The organism is Mucilaginibacter polytrichastri, assembly GCF_001911425.1.
Classification (GTDB): Bacteria; Bacteroidota; Bacteroidia; order Sphingobacteriales; family Sphingobacteriaceae; genus Mucilaginibacter; species Mucilaginibacter polytrichastri.
On the sequence record NZ_MPPL01000001.1, the window covers coordinates 5410892 to 5426609 of the forward strand.

Here is a 15718-nt window from a genome sequence, read left to right on the forward strand (position 1 = left end):
CACTGTCTTTATCCATTCATAACAAAAATATCACACGGGTTTTTATTTACATTACTGATATTTGCGGCATATTAACGCCCCTTTAAATGAAGATCAAACATTTTGTATTTGGTATTTTAATGTTCGCAGGTGCAGCCGCATCAGCTCAAACCCATAAAAAAACGACGGCGCCTGCCGCAGCTTCAACATCGCTTGCACACCCTAAACTGGTGGTTGGTATCGTGATTGACCAAATGCGCTGGGATTACCTGTACCGCTATTACGACCGTTACCAAACAGGCGGCCTAAAACGCATGCTAAATGAAGGTTTTACCTGCGAAAATACACAGATAGATTACCTGCCAACAGAAACCGGCCCCGGCCACAGCTGTATTTACACCGGTTCTGTACCTGCTATACACGGCATTGCCTCTAACGATTTTATTGAGCAGGCAACAGGTCGCCACATGTATTGTGCAGGCGATTCGACCGTACAATCTGTGGGTACAACTTCTTTAGCCGGCCAAATGTCGCCGCGCAATTTGCAGGTAACCACCATTACAGACGAGTTACGGTTAAGCACTAATTTCCGCTCTAAAGTAATCGGCATTTCGTTGAAAGATCGCGGCGCTATCCTGCCTGCTGGCCACACCGCCAATGCGGCTTACTGGTTTGATGATGTTAGCGGTAATTTTATCAGCAGTACTTACTACATGACAGATTTACCCGCCTGGGTTAAAACATTTAACGCTAGTGGTAAATTGCAGCAATATTTAAGTCAGAAATGGAACCCGCTGTATCCTATCGATACTTATGTGCAAAGTAACCCCGATAACTCTCCTTACGAGGGCAAATACCGCGGCGAAAACGCACCGGTGTTCCCGCATGATCTGTCTGTTATCAGCAAAAAAGAGAACAACGGCAACAGCGCAATCCGTAGCTCGCCATTTGGTATCAGCCTGAGCGTTGATTTTGCTGAGAAAGCCATTGAAAGCGAAAAACTAGGTCAGAATACGGTTACCGATTTTCTTACACTGAGCCTTTCTTCAACAGATTACGTTGGTCACCAGTTTGGCCCTAACGCCATCGAGACTGAAGATGTTTACCTGCGTTTAGATAAAGACCTGGCTGCATTTTTCAGCTACCTGGATGCTAAAGTGGGCAAGGGTAACTATACCGCATTTTTAACCGCCGACCATGGCGCTGCACACAACCCTAAGTTTCTGCAAGACCATGGCGTGCCTGCAGGTTATGTAAACCCAGGCGCTATGGCCCGCGACCTGAACGCCTTGCTGGAAAAGAAATTTGATGCCAAAGGCTTGGTGCTGGATGCCAACAATTACATGGTTAACCTTAACAACGTGCTGATTAAAAGTAAAGGTCTAAGCCCCGATGCTATTATTGCAGAGAGCGTTAACTGGTTAAGCCAGCAACCCGGTGTGTTATACGCGGTTAATATGCAAAACGTAGAACAGCAAAGCCTGCCCGAGTGGATTAAATCACGCGTAATTAATGGTTATAGCAAAGATTACAGCGGCGCTATACAAGTGATACTAAAACCGGGCTATTATGCAGGCAGCCCTAACGCTACCGGCACAACACATGGCACCTGGACGCCTTATGATACCCACATCCCGTTGGTATTTATGGGCTGGGGTGTACAACACGGCAGCCTGAACCGCGAAACCCACATGACCGATATTTCGGCAACTATGGCGGCGATATTGCACATTCAAATGCCAGACGGCTGCATCGGCAAACCGATCACCGAGCTGATTAAGAAATAATTATTTTGTCCGAAAGACGGGAAAGTCCGGAAGTCCGAAAGCTAAGCTTCGGTTTTCGGACTTTTTTAGTTTTAATGACTTCCGGACTTTTCCGACTTCCGGTCTTTCGGACTTACTTTCTTCCAACTACTTCCACTATCTTTGTCTTCCGGTTTTTCGGACTTTCGGTTTTTCGGACTTTTTAGTTTTAATGTCTTCCGGACTTTCCGACTTTCGGTCTTCCGGACTTCTTTATGAAAAAATACATTTCCCGTTTCCATTACCTCACCCAGGATTTGCCTGATCGTTCGCATATTGAGCAGGTACAAATAGCCTGCGAGAACGGGGCAAACTGGGTACAGTACAGGTGCCTGACCAAGCCAGAGGACGAACTGATAGCAGAACTTAATCAGGTGGCATCCATTTGTGATGATTGGGGCGCAACACTCATCCTCACCAACCATTATCACCTATTAAACCGGGTTGATGCACAGGGCGTACATATAGAAAACCCCAATGCTGATTTTGCGGCTATCCGCGAACAGATCACCGACGAAAAAACACTGGGTGCTTCAGCCTACAGTCAAGAGCAGCTCTTGCAATTAAACACTGCCGGCATTGTTGATTACTGCGGATACGGGCCGTTTGCCGGCACCACTACCCGAACTCACGATCTGCCATTGCTTGGCTTTAACGGTTATCGCGAATTAGAAAAACTGCGGCTGAATATCCCAATTATTGCTGTTGGCGGTATTAAGCTAACAGATGTTGAACCTTTATTAAACACCGGGGTTATTGATGGTATTGCGGTATCATCTGCCATTAATTTAGCACCCAACCCCGGCAGTGCGGTAAAGGCTTTTTACCAGTCGATTTATTAACACTTCTACGTTATAAAAATAAACACTTCAATATTTTTGCCGGTAGTTTGGGCGGGCTAACGTAAACGTTTTTGTAACTTTACTATTCATGAATCAAACACTGTCAGATAGATATAACGCTAAGTTTCAGGACATCATTTCGGGACTGAATGACGAACAATTAGCGGCAGTAAACAAAATAGACGGCCCGGTGATGGTGGTAGCCGGCCCGGGCACAGGCAAAACCCAGATATTGGCCGCCCGCATTGGTAAAATATTGTTAGATACCGATGCCCGCCCCGATGAAATACTTTGCCTTACCTATACCGATGCCGGCGCGGTTGCCATGCGCAAACGCCTGTTCGAGTTTATTGGGCCCGATGCCTACCGTATTGGCATTTACACCTTCCACGCTTTTTGTAACGAGGTGATCCAGGAAAACCTGGACTACTTTGGCAAACTAACTTTAGAACCGCTAACAGACCTAGAATCGGCCATGCTGTTCCGCGAACTGGTAGACGAGTTTCCGAATGAACATTTGCTGAAACGCTTCACCGGCGATATCTACTACGAAGCCCCACGCCTGAAAAGGCTGTTCTCGACCATGAAAAACGAGAACTGGGATGCCGAGATGATTGAAAAGGCAGTAAATGAATACCTGGCCGATTTGCCCAACCGCGAAGCGTTTATCTATAAAAAAGCCAACGCTACCCGTGGTATCCAAAAAGGCGATCTCAAACAAAAAGATATAGATGCCGCCCACGAGGTGATGAAGAAGCTGCTGGCCGCCGTAGCCGAATACCGCAACTTCGAAGCTAAAATGAAACTGCGCAACCGCTATGATTATGACGACATGATCATCTGGGTGCTGCGTGCTTTTCGCGAGAATGAAGATTTGCTGCGCCGTTACCAGGAGCGCTATCAATACATCCTGGTAGATGAGTTTCAGGATACCAGTGGTTCGCAAAACGAATTGCTGAAACACTTGCTCAACTATTGGGATACACCAAACGTATTTGTGGTAGGCGATGACGACCAGTCGGTATACCGTTTTCAGGGTGCCAACATGAAAAACATCCTCGACTTTGCCAACGATTACGAAAGCGTATTGAGCACGGTAGTATTAAAAAACAACTACCGCTCTAACCAGGCCATTCTGGATATATCTAAAGTACTGATCGATAATAACCAGGAACGCCTAACCCGTCAGCTAAAGCTGAATAAAAACCTTGTTGCTTCGCACCCCCGCTTTGACACCATTGCGGCAGAGCCGGAGATAAGAGAATATGATAATATAGACCATGAGTTGGTTGATGTGGGTAACCAAATAGAAAAACTGGTATCGCAAGGGGTAGAACCTGGTGAGATAGCGGTAATATACCGTAACCATAACCAGGCCGAGGAACTGATCCATTACCTGGACATGCAAAAGATTGCCGTTAACACCAAACGGAAGATCGACATCCTGACGCTGCCATTTGGCGAAAAGATTATCAATATACTGCGTTACCTTGCAGCCGAATTTGATTCGCCTTATAGCGGAGATGACCTGCTGTTCGAGATCATGCACTATGATTTCTTCAACATTAAACCGGTTGATGTGGCGAGGGCCAGCATAGCGGTATCTAAAGCAAATTACAGCGCTTTAGAGAACGGGCAAAAAACCTCCATCCGCCGGTACATCAGCGAAATGAGCGAGCCCCGACAGCCGGGTTTGTTCGATTCGTTGCAGCAGCCAGAAATGAAGCGACTGGTAAGCGATATCGAAGAATTGCTGAAAGCCTCGGCAAGCCTGAGCTTACAGCAGTTTTTTCAGCAGGTAGTAACCAAGCTGGGTATCCTGGCCTATATTATGAAACAGCCCGATAAAGGCTGGCACATGGAGGTGCTCACCAACTTATTTAATTTTGTTAAAGACGAGCACCGTAAAGACGCCGATACCCGCCTTAAAAACATCATCTCCACCATAGATCTGATGAAGCGCAACAACATCAGGCTGGATCTTAACCAGATGATCTACTCAGAAAGCGGTATCAATTTCCTTACCGCGCACGGCTCTAAGGGGCTCGAGTATGAGTATGTGTTTTTGATAGGTTGCAACAAAAAGGTTTGGGACACCAAGGGCCGTAACATGGGCTACAGCTATCCCGATACGCTGATGCAGGCTTCGGCAGATGATTCTGCACAGCGGGAAGAGTCGCGCAGGTTGTTTTATGTGGCGGTTACCCGGGCTAAGCAGCATTTGTTTATCTCGTATCCGGCAGAGGATAGAAAAGGTAAGCCTCTAGAAGCATCCCAATTTGTGGGCGAAATACTGGCCGAAACGCATTTAACCGTACAGCGGCCACAGGTAAGTGCCGATGCGCTTTTCACCTACATGGCCACCCAGTTTAATGAGGATGATAAACCGGTGCTGGAGCTTATTGACAGCAGTTACATTAACGTGCTGCTACAAAACTATACCCTGTCGGTTTCACATTTAAACAGTTACCTGGATTGCCCACTAAAGTTCTATTTCCAGAACTTGATCCGCGTTCCATCAGGTTTAAGCTCGGCGGCAGCGTTCGGTTCGGCAGTGCATTATGCGCTTAACCGGGTGTTCAGAAAGCTAAAGGATAACAACGACCAGTTTATGCCTGTAGATGATTTTCTGCGGGAGTTTCGCTGGTTTATGTACCGCAACAGCGATCTGTTTTCGCAGGATGAATTTAAGCTGCGCTTAAGTTATGGCGAAAAGATATTACCACCATACTACGAGCAGCACATCCCCATCTGGAATAAAGTAGCCGTTACCGAGCGCAGCATTAAAAACTTAACCATTGAAGGCGTGCCTGTAAAAGGCAACCTCGATAAAATTGAGTTTAGCGGTAACCAGGTTACCGTGGTAGATTATAAAACCGGCAAGCTCAAATACGCCAAAGAAAAACTGGCCCGCCCCGACCCGGATAACCCGAACGGCGGCGATTACTGGCGACAGGCAGTATTCTATAAACTATTGGTAGATAACGACCGTACCAACGATTGGTACGCTGTAAGCGCTATATTTGATTTTATTGAGCCGGTAAGCGAGGGCGAATACTACCAGGAGAAATTTGTAATTAACCCTAACGACCTGATGTTGGTAAGCAACCAAATTAAAGACGTTTACCAAAAGATAATGAACCACGAGTTTAGTACCGGCTGCGGCAAGGCAGACTGCGATTGGTGCCGTTTTGTACGCACCAACTTTAAACAACCGGGCAATATTTTGGAGGCGGGCGAAGAATAATTTAGATACTTTTATAACAACTATGAAAAAATATATAATGTTGCTTTGCTGCCTCTTTTCATACTCAATGGCTGTTGCCCAGCTTACCCCCTTTGAGCAAAGCAAGGATAAAAACTATACCGCCAATTATAGCGAGATAATAGCTTATTACCATCAGCTGGCGGCCAATTACCCGCAAATGAAGCTGATGAATTATGGCATGACGGATATAGGCAAGCCATTAACGCTGATCGTCCTGTCAAAAGATAAAGTGTTTGACCCTGCGCTGATTAAGAAGCAAAACAAACGGGTTATACTCATCAACAATGGTATCCACCCCGGCGAACCGGAGGGTATTGATGCCAGCATGATGCTAAGCCGCGATTTATTAAAGGGCAACAAGCTGCCTGCAGATGTGGTAGTTTGCATGATTGCTGTTTACAATATTGATGGTTGCCTTAACCGGGGCCTATCGAGAATTAGCCAGAATGGTCCGCGTGCTTATGGATTTCGTGGTAACTCGCGCAACCTCGATCTTAACCGCGATTTCATTAAGGCTGATAGCCGCAATGCGCTTGCTTTTGAACAAATTCTGAACACCTGGCAGCCCGAAGTATTTCTGGACAATCACACCAGCGATGGTGCCGATTACCAGTATGTGATGACGCTGATTGAAACACAAAAAGACAAGCAAAACCCGATACTGGCCAAGTACACCTCAGAAACACTATCGCCCGAGTTGTATAAACGCATGAAGAAAAGCGGCTACGAGATGGTCCCTTATGTAGAGAGCGAAAAGGGTACGCCGGATTCGGGCATTGTGGCCTTTCTGGAAACCCCACGTTTTTCTTCAGGGTACACTGTTCAGCATAATATCATTAGTTATATAACAGAAACCCACATGCTGAAACAGTATGATAAGCGCGTATATTCTACTTATGATTTTATGGATCACCTAATCAGTGTTGTAGAGCGCGATCACCAACAGATTGGCCGGTTAAAACAGCAGGCCGATGCTTCGGTTGCCCAGCAAAAAACATTTGCTCTGGACTGGGATCTGGATGAAAGCCACTTCGACACCATTACCTTTAAAGGGTATGAATTTGGCCACAAACCTAGCGAGATCAGCGGACTGCCACGATTGTATTACGACCGCAGCAAGCCTTACACCAAAACCATTAAATATTACAATACCTACAAAGTAACTGCCACTGCAGATAAGCCGTTGGCTTATGTGATTCCGCAAGCCTGGGGTAAGATCATCGACCTGTTTAAACTGAACAAGGTGACTATGCATCAGCTAAGCCACGATACTACGCTGAACCTGCAAATGTATTACATAGCCGATTACAAAACCAGCCAGCGCCCGTACGAGGGCCATTACACCCATAGCGCTGTAAAGCTGAACCCGGTGCAAATGAAGGTGAAATTTTATGCCGGCGATTACGTGGTGTATACTAACCAGGCCATTAACCGTTATATTGTAGAAACATTGGAGCCACAGGGTGTAGATTCTTTTTTTACCTGGAACTTTTTTGATTCGATATTAGGCCAAAAGGAATATTTTTCTGATTATGTATTTGAAGATATTGCTGCCGATTACCTGAAACACAATGCTGATTTGCAAAAAAAGCTAGACGCCGAAAAAGCGGTAAATCCTAAACTGGGCGCAAGCGCAGCCATGCAACTGGATTTTGTTTACCGTAATTCGCCTTGGTTCGAAAAAACCTATCTTCGTTACCCGGTTGGGCGTTTGCTTACCGATACTAAACTTGATTTAAACTAACAATGCTCGAATATCTTAATGCTGCGCCGGTTGCTTCGGCCATATTTGCCCTTACGCTAATTACCTCTTTGTTTGCCTTTTATAACGAAGAATTTTATGCCCGTGCAACACTTCACCCTTACAGTGTTTCGCGCGGGTCGCAAATTTATACCCTAATTACTAGCGGCTTAATTCACCGCGATTGGAGCCACCTGTTTTTTAACATGCTGTCGTACTACTTTTTTGCCTTCCAATTAGAGGCAAATTATTTAGGGCATTGGCAATTTGGGGTATTATATACCGCCAGCCTGGTGTTAAGCGATTTACCAACGGTGCAGAAACACAAAAACGATATGTGGTATCGCAGTTTAGGTGCTTCCGGGGCCATCAGTGCTGTAATTTTTAGTTATATTTTATTTAGCCCGCTTAGTAAAATGTACCTCATGTTTATCCCGGTACCAATCCCTGCTATTTTGTTCGGTGTACTTTACCTGGTATACTGTGCCTGGGCATCCAAAAAATCGCGCGATAACATTAACCACGATGCCCACTTTTTTGGCGCTATTAGCGGCCTGGCCATTACCATTATATTAAACCCGCATATTATCCCGGCTTTTTTAAACCAATTTGGACTTTAGAACAGAACCAAGAAAAGAGAATTAAGACCAATACTTACCTCACTCTTCTTTGGAGAGGGTGGGGTGAGGTTTAATTATTCTTCAGCCCCAGCTTATGGTCGGTATAATCCAGCAGGTACTCGTTATTCAGGAAATACGCCAGGCTGATAATCGAAATGTCACTGCCAGACGAGGTTGAATTTTCTACATAGGTTAAATTATCGGCAGCGCTTACGCTGTAATTGTAGTTAAACCCAACGCCTGTGGTAATGGCTACCGATGTGCCGGTTGGCAGCAAAGCAACCTTGCTTGTCGCGGTAGGGTCTTCCAGGTAAGTGTAAGGTTCTGTACCGGTATCAAAAACGGTATAAGCTTTAGCAACCGTTTTGCTGCCATAAGTAAAGCTGGAAGGGATAACCACCGAAGCACCATATTGAGCATCTGTTGTAAGCGTATGTATCGTAAAGCCCGATGACGAACCTAAATCGGCCGAGGTTAAACCCAGTGTAAGCACATCGGGCACATAGGTACCCGATAAAGAAAAATTGCTGGTGCCAAGCGCCGCCATTTTAAAACCTTTGGTAAGGCCCGTACCGGGATCAAAATAACTAAACGGACTGGTAATGTAAGCGCCGTTGTTAAAGGTAACATCATACTCAGAATCTACCCCGAAGATATCAAACGCACCGGTATCCTCTGTTTTGCCCGCATTATCTGTACCCTTGTAATATAAAAAGAAGGGCAGCCTTTTCACGGTAATGGTACCGTTATGGTCGCCAACTGTTACTGAAGCATAGGCCAGATTGCCATATACCTTTTCTGTTGTTGCATCATCTGCGCCATACGAAATGGTTGAAGTTTGGTTAGTTATGGTAATGCCATCTACCACGGTCGAGTCGCCTGTAAAATTAAATCCACTGCTGGTAATCATAGATGCCGGCAAAATCTCGTGCGCATCAATCACCATCCCGCCAGACCCGGTGTCAAATATCAAGTATTGATTAATGGTTTGGGTGCCAATTTTGGGAACAGAAATAAAGAGCAATTTGTAGATAGATGAATCAGATTCGTACAAGCCCAGTTTTGTTGGCGTTGCTGTGGTTACTGTGTTTGTTAAATCGCTGGCTTTATCTTTTTTACACGAGGTTAATGCCAACGATAAGCACAAAATTAAGGCTGCCGGTAAACAGTAATTAGTTATTTTCATTTGGGGTATTAATTATATACCCTGTAAACTTAACTGTACAAAATTTATTATCTGATAATCCGCATTTAGCGTAATATTTTCGCGTTGCCAGCGTATTTACGATGATGTTATTTAGCACATCATATTGATATGAAGTTTTTAAGAATCCCAGCAATGACACTTTTAGTGGTTTTTTGCTACAATACAGCAGCCGCGCAGATGATTCGCAACCATGCCGTTCATTTTAACAGGCACCGTGCTGCACATCACCACCATAAAGGTAGATGACATCCGCGACCGTTATAGGCCCAGATCTATACTATCCGCAGGTATAAAGTTACCATCGGCATCAAACAGGTGGCTAACCGGGTTATCAGGATCTTTAATGATCTCCAGTAACAGGTAGCCCCATTTCTTCCAGAAACTTTCCAGCACCTGGCCGTAGGTTCTTACCTGCCACTCATCAAACAGGGGTTTAGTGCTGTTGCCGCGCAACTGGTTAGCTTCGATAAAAATGTCGTCGCCAACTGGCATAATATCATAATTGGGCAAACGGTTAAACAGGTATGCTGCGTAAAATGCCCTTGCCGAAAACTCTTCGAACTGAATGGGATGCAGCGTTCGATCTTTGATCTTATCGTAAGTTTCTTGCAGGTATCGGCCAATGGTGCCGTTATCCTGCAAATTAATAATCAGCCCGAAATCATTTATTCTTAATGCGAAGGTAACCGTACTTACCTCATCGCGGTAGCCAAACTCATTCTCGAGATTATTTACCTTAAATAAAAAAAGGCTGTAAGGCTTAAACTCATCAAACTTAATGGGCAGCGAGAGCGTTTGCAGCATTACATGCAGGTTAGTAAAGCGCTGCAAAATAGATTGCGACACGCTAAATTCTTCGCCCTCGGCATTTTGCTGCCGCATGGCAGCCTGTAGCTCATTAAAAATAATACCGTGCAGCCACTTGGCAGCCCATTGAAAAAGGCGCAGCTCGTCCAGTTCTTTTACGGCTTCGTAGCCAATGGTAAAAGCCGCTTCTATGTCGCGTTCCAAGGGTTCTACATAAAGCTCGTTGGCTTCTGCACTGCAAGGCAGCTTAAGGTCTTTATAGGTCTGGATACTTTCATCAAGCAGTTTAAAAGGCTGGTCTTCGAGTTTGTAACGGCTCATAAGCCATTGCGGAAAAACGTGGATCTGCTCTTCAGAACTATTTAATGGTTTACCGGTTAAAAAGCATAGCTTTTTACTTGCTTTAAAGCTTTGAAACGGGTAATAAATTTGCTCGGCCATGGGTGCAAAGATAATCATGATTTTTACCTTAATTTTTTAGCTTTACTTTTTAACATGAAACTGACTTATCGCCCATATGAGCTTGAGCTGAAACATCGTTTCACCATTGCTAAATTTTCGCGCACCTCAACACCAATTGTACTGTTAAAAATTGAACACGAGGGTTTTACAGGCTATGGCGAAGCTTCGATGGTACCCTATATGGGTGAGAACAACCAAACTGCTATCGACTTTTTAAGCCGCGTAAATGTTAATAATTTTGCATACCCGTTTAATTTCGACAGCATATTAGCCTACCTGGATAGCATTGCGCCCGGCCAGCCCGCCATAAAAGCCGCCATAGATATAGCCCTGCATGATCTGGATGGCAAGCTGCAAGGCAAGCCTTGCTGGGAGCTATTCGGCAGCAACCCTGCGCTAATGCCGGTTACCAGTTTCACCATTGGTATTGATACACCCGAGGTTATTCGCGAGAAAATTAAGGGGGCAGATGAATGCCGGATCATCAAAGTGAAATTGGGCCGCGATAGCGATAAAGAATTGATTAACACCATTCGCTCGATAACTGACAAACCGCTTTTTGTAGATGCCAACCAAGGCTGGACAGACCTGCAGCAAAGCCTGGACATGACCTACTGGCTGCATGAGCAAGGCGTATTACTGATAGAACAACCCATGCTTAAAACCGACCCCGATAGCAATGCATGGCTTACCGAGCGCAGCCCCATCCCCATTATTGCCGATGAGGCTGTGCAGCGCCTGGATGATGTGGCCAAAGCGAAGGGAGTTTACCACGGTATAAACATTAAGCTAATGAAATCGGCAGGTATATACGAAGCCCAGCGCATGATTGCCAAAGCGCGAGAATTGGATCTGAAAGTTATGATTGGCTGCATGAGCGAAACCAGCTGTGCCACCCTGGCCGCCGCCGCCCTGGCACCGCAATGTGACTGGGCCGATCTGGATGGGCCATTTTTAACAAGTAACAACCCCTTTGCCAAACCTGAGTTTACAAAAGGTAAATGGGTGCTTAATAATGATGCCGGCCTGGGCCTTAAATTAGCTTAGACAATTACCGCCGAAGTGACTATTGAACAATCATTTGTTAAAATATCAGCATAATTGCGGCTTTGTAATAACTAAGTTTGTAATAATCTTAAACCAATTTATGAGAACTTTAACAACCTGTTTTTGTGCTGGCCTTTGCCTGCTGTTGTGCACCTCGTTTCAGCCTGCGGGCAAATGGGTGAACCTGTTAGATAAAGACCTTTCGCAATGGAACAAATACCTCAGCTTTAAACATACCGATGGCGATGGTGGCAAAATTCCGAAAGATGCCAACGGTAAGGATATTAAAGCAATTGGTTATAACAAAGATACTGCCCATGTATTTTCTGTAAAAATGGAAAACGGCCAGCCGATGCTCCACATTAGCGGGGAAATTTATGGCTGCGTATTTACCAAACAAGATTTTAGTAACTACCGTTTAATGCTTAAGGTTAGATGGGGAAAAAATAAATTTATCCCGCGCCTGCATGAATACAAGGATTCGGGTGTGTTGTATAACTCACAAGGCCCTTCGGGGGTAGATTATTGGCATTCGTGGATGCTGGGGCAAGAGTTTCAGGTAGGTGAAGGTACCATGGGCGATTACTGGCCTATTGCATCGGCACATATGGATATCCGGTCGACCAAAAGAAGAGATACCACCACTTACATATTTGACCCCAAAGGAGAAAAGCATGACTACGGCGGCTACTGCCAGGCCATAGCCGACTATGAAACTAAAGGCGAAGGTGCATGGACACAATTAGAGCTGATTGTATTTGGCGACAAAGCCCTGCAAATTGTAAACGGGCATGTAGCCATGGCACTATCAAACTCGCGCTATAAAGACGGTGATGTAGTAAAGCCGCTTACCCACGGTAAAATTCAACTACAATGCGAATCGGCAGAGGTGGATTATAAGGATATTAAAATTCAGCAGATCACTGCAATGCCGTCGCAGTATGCGGCTTATTTTAAATAAGTACCGTTATATTCACAGTGTAGTCCGTTTTTGAGAAGCAGAACACTTTGGAATACTCGAAATATACCGGGCATTAGCTTTAGTGCCTCCATACCTTAACCAATATCATACATCTATGAATGAAGTTTCTATCGAACAAAGCAACCGTGTAAAGCAATCTGTCACATCAGATCTTTTAAGCTACCTCTCTAAATGCCGGTTTGAATATTGGCCGGCACTAAGCTTTGGCGCGCGGTTAAGGATCGTCATAAAATCATATGCTGTTATGTTTATGGGGCTTTTTATTTCGTCCCTATTGCTCAAAGCTATTGATAGTTATGTGCCCGCCTTATTCCATGTGCCGCCTTTAATGCATAATGATATTGCCAGGCTAATGCAGTCGATGCATGGTTCGGCACTTACGGTATTTTTAATAGTTTGTATTGGTGCGCCAGTGCTCGAAGAAACAATTTGCCGTTTACCGCTCTCATTCAAACCCCGGCATATTTCACTTGGCCTATCTTTAGCCGCATTATTTGCATCGGGGTTTAAATTAAAACCCGAATATTTTATGTCTGGCAACTTTGTAGTGCCTCTATTAATTGCTTCATCGGTGTATGGCATAGTGCAAACTTATCTCGGTAACCCAGATCGTTATGCTGCAGAAAGGCTCTCGTTAAACACAAAACGGGGTTTTATTATATTTTCTATTCTGTTATTTGGGTTTATGCATATCACCAATTATCAGCCGCTGCATTACCAGGTTTGGTTTTTATATCCCTTGTATGTAATGCCGCAAATATTAATGGGCTGGTGCTTAAGCTATGTTAGGTTGCGTAATGGGGTCGCTTATTCTATGTTGTTGCACGGGTTAACCAACAGTGTTCCGTTTCTGGTTTTCTTAATCGGGCATCATCATTAAAATTAAGGGACGAGAGCCAGAAATCAAGGCTGAAAAGCAATTCTGTTAATTTATAAATTTAAAAAATTCTGGTTAAAGACAGGGAGCAGATGGCCAACATATTATCTTTCTAGTACCTCTGGATGACGGCGCAAAAAATAACGGGGAAAATCTATCGCTATCGCTCGGGTTGACAAAATTTGTATAATACATAGCATATACTAATACACTTCTTTACAATTTTATACATTTGCAGACTTTGACAATTTAAGAGGCTATGCTCAGAACACACACTTGCGGCGAATTAAACATCAGTAATTTAGGTGAAACCGTAACCCTATCGGGTTGGGTACAGAAATCGCGCGATTTGGGCGGTACCACATTTGTGGATATCCGAGATCGTTATGGTTTAACGCAATTGGTTTTTAATACCGATACAGATGCTCAGCTACGAGATCAGGGCCGCGGGCTTGGTCGCGAGTATGTGATCACCGTTACCGGTAAGGTGCTGGAGCGTTCTAACAAGAATTTGAAGATTTCTACAGGTGAAATTGAGATCACGGTAGAAAGCATCGAGATATTAAACGAATCTAAAATTCCTCCGTTTTTAATTGAGGACGAAACCGATGGTGGCGAAGAGTTACGTGCTAAATACCGCTACCTGGATTTACGCCGTGCGCCTATCCGTAACAACCTTATTTTACGCCACAAAATGGCGCAGGAGGTTCGCCGTTATTTAAGCGATCTGGACTTTATCGAGGTAGAAACCCCGGTATTAATAAAATCAACCCCGGAAGGTGCGCGCGATTTTGTGGTGCCAAGCCGCATGAACCCGGGCGAATTTTACGCCCTGCCGCAATCGCCGCAAACGTTTAAACAATTGCTGATGGTGAGCGGTTTCGACCGTTATTTCCAGATTGTTAAATGTTTCCGTGATGAGGATTTACGTGCCGACCGCCAGCCTGAATTTACCCAGATTGACTGTGAACTGTCCTTCGTAACCCAGGAAGACATTCTGAATATATTTGAAGGCCTTACCCGCCACTTGTTTAACAAGGTGAAGGGTATCGAGCTAAACGAGTTTCCGCGCATGTTCTACGCAGATGCGATGCGTTTATACGGATCAGACAAACCAGACCGCCGTTTTGGGATGGAGTTTGTGGAGATGAACGACCTGGTAAAAGGCAAAGACTTCAGCGTATTTGATAACGCCGAACTGGTGGTTGGTATCAACGCTAAAGGTGCTGCCAGCTATACACGCAAGCAACTGGACGAGCTTACCGAATTTTTAAAACGCCCGCAAATTGGCGCCACCGGTTTAATTTACATGCGTTACAATACTGACGGCACGCTAAAATCATCAGTAGATAAATTTTATAATGAAGACGACCTGACCAACTGGGCAGCTGCCTTTGGTGCAGAGCAAGGCGATTTAATATTGATACTTGCCGGCAATACCGATAAAGTACGCAAGCAAATGAACGAGTTACGTCTGGAAATGGGTACCCGTTTAGGCTTACGCGATAAAAACACCTATGCACCGCTTTGGGTGGTTGATTTCCCGCTGTTGGAGTTTGATGAAGAAAGTGGCCGTTACCACGCCATGCACCATCCGTTCACCTCGCCTAAGCCAGAGGATATTTCACTGCTGGATACCAACCCCGGCGATGTACGTGCCAATGCTTACGATTTGGTCATAAACGGTACCGAAATTGGTGGTGGTTCTATCCGTATCCACAATAAAGATCTGCAAGGGCTGATGTTTAAGCATTTGGGCTTTAGTAAAGAAGAGGCACAGAAACAATTTGGCTTCCTGATGGATGCCTTTGAATATGGCGCGCCTCCGCACGGTGGTATCGCATTCGGCTTCGACAGGTTAGCTTCTATCTTCGCTGGGTTAGATTCTATTCGCGATGTGATTGCCTTCCCTAAAAACAATTCGGGCCGCGATGTAATGATCGATTCGCCATCAACCATTGCCGATGCGCAAATGAACGAGCTGAAAATAAAGACGACTGTATAAATGTGCATAGCTACTACAGCGAGATGTGCACATGATTAAATAAAATAATGAAAGAAGAGGTTTAGGCCTCTTTTTT

At 44.9% G+C, this 15718-nt stretch carries 11 protein-coding genes; 9 read left to right on the top strand and 2 right to left on the bottom strand.

Annotation, left to right across the window (positions count from 1 at the left end; translation table 11 throughout):
- Window positions 1-86 precede the first annotated feature (86 nt).
- The 5 genes from pafA (at window position 87) to RG47T_RS23490 (ending at window position 8255) form a co-directional block, all read left to right on the top strand.
- Entirely contained in the window at window positions 87-1766 is a 1680-nt protein-coding gene (gene pafA, locus RG47T_RS23470) for an alkaline phosphatase PafA (RefSeq protein ID WP_083627504.1), read from the top strand.
- Between the two features lie 233 nt (window positions 1767-1999).
- Complete coding sequence (locus RG47T_RS23475) at window positions 2000-2626, top strand: thiamine phosphate synthase (RefSeq protein WP_074492327.1); 627 nt, start codon at window positions 2000-2002, stop codon at window positions 2624-2626.
- Between the two features lie 88 nt (window positions 2627-2714).
- A complete protein-coding gene (locus RG47T_RS23480; protein WP_074492329.1) occupies window positions 2715-5873 on the top strand; it encodes an ATP-dependent helicase in 3159 nt (1052 codons plus the stop codon).
- A gap of 22 nt (window positions 5874-5895) precedes the next feature.
- Window positions 5896-7638, top strand: a complete 1743-nt coding sequence (locus RG47T_RS23485) for a M14 family zinc carboxypeptidase (protein WP_074492330.1) — start codon at window positions 5896-5898, stop codon at window positions 7636-7638.
- Between the two features lie 2 nt (window positions 7639-7640).
- Complete coding sequence (locus tag RG47T_RS23490; protein WP_074492333.1) at window positions 7641-8255, top strand: rhomboid family intramembrane serine protease; 615 nt, start codon at window positions 7641-7643, stop codon at window positions 8253-8255.
- A gap of 70 nt (window positions 8256-8325) precedes the next feature.
- On the opposite strand, the gene RG47T_RS23495 is transcribed toward RG47T_RS23490, so the two are convergent.
- Together RG47T_RS23495 and RG47T_RS23500 are read right to left on the bottom strand one after the other, a co-directional pair.
- A complete protein-coding gene (locus RG47T_RS23495; protein WP_074492335.1) occupies window positions 8326-9441 on the bottom strand; it encodes a hypothetical protein in 1116 nt (371 codons plus the stop codon).
- Window positions 9442-9720: 279 nt separating this feature from the next.
- Window positions 9721-10728, bottom strand: coding sequence for a hypothetical protein (locus tag RG47T_RS23500; RefSeq protein WP_245770797.1), 1008 nt, complete (start codon window positions 10726-10728; stop codon window positions 9721-9723).
- Between the two features lie 36 nt (window positions 10729-10764).
- Here RG47T_RS23500 and RG47T_RS23505 point away from each other — a divergent pair, with 36 nt between their 5' ends.
- The 4 genes from RG47T_RS23505 (at window position 10765) to aspS (ending at window position 15642) form a co-directional block, all read left to right on the top strand.
- Window positions 10765-11778, top strand: coding sequence for a dipeptide epimerase (locus tag RG47T_RS23505; RefSeq protein WP_074493715.1), 1014 nt, complete (start codon window positions 10765-10767; stop codon window positions 11776-11778).
- Between the two features lie 100 nt (window positions 11779-11878).
- Window positions 11879-12739 carry a 3-keto-disaccharide hydrolase gene (locus tag RG47T_RS23510; RefSeq protein WP_074492340.1) on the top strand — a complete coding sequence of 287 codons (861 nt, stop codon included), beginning with the start codon at window positions 11879-11881 and terminating at the stop codon, window positions 12737-12739.
- Window positions 12740-12854: 115 nt separating this feature from the next.
- Complete coding sequence (locus RG47T_RS23515) at window positions 12855-13640, top strand: CPBP family glutamic-type intramembrane protease (protein WP_074492342.1); 786 nt, start codon at window positions 12855-12857, stop codon at window positions 13638-13640.
- Window positions 13641-13896: 256 nt separating this feature from the next.
- A complete protein-coding gene (aspS, locus tag RG47T_RS23520) occupies window positions 13897-15642 on the top strand; it encodes an aspartate--tRNA ligase (protein ID WP_074492343.1) in 1746 nt (581 codons plus the stop codon).
- Window positions 15643-15718: the final 76 nt, after the last annotated feature.